Here is a 2,507-nt window from a genome sequence, read left to right as displayed (position 1 = left end):
CGCCCCCGAGGCCTGACCCGCCCCGCGATCCGCGGCCGGCCGTCCGAGACCCGTCCCGCCCTGCCCGGCCCGTCCGGACGCCCGGCGGGTCCCCGTCCCCGCCCGCGGGGCCGGCGGCCGCGACCGCTCGCCCGCCGGCGCCGTGCGCACGGCCTGCCAGGGACCCCCGCGTTAGCCTGGAGCGTCAGACTCCGAGCAGGCAGACAAGAGGGGCACACGCATCCCGTGCGCATCGCCAGATTCTCCATCGACGGCAATGTCGCCTTCGGCGCGGTCGAGGGCGACAGCCCCGACGACCTCGTCATCGACATCATCAAGGGCATCCCGTTCGCGGACTTCGAGCTCTCGGGCACGAAGATCCCGCTGACCTCCTCCGACTCCAAGGAGAGGGTCCGGCTGCTGCCGCCCGTGCTTCCCAGCAAGATCGTGGCCATCGGCCGCAACTACGCGGAGCACGCCAAGGAGATGGGCAACGAGGTGCCCGAGGTCCCGGTGACCTTCTTCAAGCCGTCCACGTCCGTGATCGGCCCCGGCGATCCCATCGCGTACCCCTCCTTCTCCGAGGAACTGCACCACGAGGCCGAGCTGGCCGTCGTGATCAGCCGCATGTGCCGCGAGGTGCCCCGCGAACGCGCCAAGGACGTCATCCTGGGCTATACCTGCGCCAACGACGTCACCGCCCGCGACGTCCAGCGGCGGGAGAGCCAGTGGGCGAGGGCCAAGGGCTTCGACTCCTCCTGCCCGCTCGGCCCCTGGGTGGAGACCGAACTCGATCCGGCGGACGTCACCATCCAGTGCACCGTCAACGGACAGCAGCGCCAGCTCGGCCGTACGAGCGACATGGTGCGGTCCGTCGAGGACCTGATCGTGCACATCACCGAGGCCATGACCCTGCTTCCCGGCGACGTCATCCTCACCGGCACACCCGCGGGGGTCGGCCCCCTGCACGTCGGCGACGAGGTCGCCGTCACCATCGAAGGCATCGGCACTCTCACCAACAAGGTGATCAAGCGTGGCTAACACCCCCGACCCCTCCGTCCGCGTACGGTTCTGTCCGTCCCCCACGGGCAACCCGCACGTCGGCCTGGTCCGCACCGCCCTGTTCAACTGGGCGTTCGCCCGCCACCACGGCGGCACCCTGGTCTTCCGCATCGAGGACACCGACGCGGCCCGTGACTCGGAGGAGTCCTACAACCAGCTCCTCGACTCGATGCGCTGGCTCGGCCTCGACTGGGACGAGGGCCCCGAGGTGGGCGGCCCCCACGCGCCGTACCGCCAGTCGCAGCGCATGGACCTCTACAAGGACGTCGCCGCCAGGCTGCTCGACGCCGGCCACGCCTACAAGTGCTACTGCACCACCGAGGAGCTCGACGCCCGCCGCGACGCCGCCCGCGCCGCCGGCCGGCCCTCCGGCTACGACGGCCACTGCCGCGACCTCACCGCCGAGCGGATCGAGACGTACGAGGCGGAGGGCCGCGAGCCCATCGTCCGCTTCCGGATGCCCGACGAGACGATCACCTTCACGGACCTGGTCCGCGGCGAGCTGACGTTCACCCCCGAGAACGTCCCGGACTACGGGATCGTCCGCGCCAACGGCGCCCCGCTGTACACCCTGGTGAACCCGGTCGACGACGCCCTGATGGAGATCACCCACGTCCTGCGCGGCGAGGACCTGCTGTCCTCCACCCCGCGCCAGATCGCCCTGTACAAGGCGCTGATCGAGCTGGGCGTCGCCAAGGACGTCCCCGCCTTCGGGCACCTGCCGTACGTCATGGGCGAGGGCAACAAGAAGCTCTCCAAGCGCGACCCGCAGTCCTCCCTGAATCTCTACCGGGAGCGCGGCTTCCTCCCGCAGGGCCTGCTGAACTACCTGTCGTTGCTCGGCTGGTCCCTCTCCGCCGACCAGGACATCTTCACGATGGACGAGATGGTCGCCGCCTTCGACATCGCCGCGGTCAACGCCAACCCGGCCCGCTTCGACCTCAAGAAGGCCGAGGCGATCAACGCGGACCACGTCCGCCGGCTCGACGTGAAGGACTTCACCGACGCCTGCGAGCCCTGGCTGAGGGCCCCGCACGCCCCCTGGGCCCCGGAGAACTTCGACCGGGCGGCGTGGGAGGCCATCGCCCCGCACGCCCAGACCCGCCTGACGGTCCTCTCCGACATCACCGCCAACGTCGACTTCCTCTTCCTGGACGAGCCCGTGCAGGACGAGGCGTCCTGGGCGAAGGCGATGAAGGAGGGCTCCGACGCCCTGCTGGCGACCGCCCGCGGCAAGCTGGCCGACGCCGACTGGAACGCCGAGGCCCTCAAGGCGGCCGTCCTGGCGGCGGGCGAGGAGCACGGTCTCAAGCTCGGCAAGGCCCAGGCCCCGGTCCGCGTCGCCGTCACCGGCCGTACCGTCGGCCTGCCGCTCTTCGAGTCCCTGGAGGTCCTCGGCCGCGACCGCACGCTGGCCAGGATCGACGCGGCCCTGGCGAAGCTGGCCGCGTAGCGGTCACCAGTAC

2 protein-coding genes are annotated in these 2,507 nt (G+C 71.0%); both read left to right on the top strand.

Annotated features, from left to right (window positions below):
• The first annotated feature begins 225 nt into the window (after positions 1–225).
• On the top strand, positions 226–1,020 hold the full coding sequence (locus GUY61_RS37405; protein ID WP_166634739.1) for a fumarylacetoacetate hydrolase family protein: 795 nt from the start codon (positions 226–228) through the stop codon (positions 1,018–1,020).
• Positions 1,013–2,494: a glutamate--tRNA ligase gene (gene gltX, locus GUY61_RS37400; protein ID WP_166634738.1), complete on the top strand. Its 1,482-nt coding sequence runs from the start codon at positions 1,013–1,015 to the stop codon at positions 2,492–2,494. The genes GUY61_RS37405 and gltX overlap by 8 nt, the downstream gene beginning before the upstream one ends.
• Positions 2,495–2,507: the final 13 nt, after the last annotated feature.

The sequence above is a fragment of the Streptomyces sp. GC420 genome (genome assembly GCF_009916105.1).
Taxonomy (GTDB): domain Bacteria; phylum Actinomycetota; class Actinomycetes; order Streptomycetales; family Streptomycetaceae; genus Streptomyces.
Note: the sequence above shows the minus strand (reverse complement) of the source record. Positions and strands in the feature narration are given on the sequence as shown.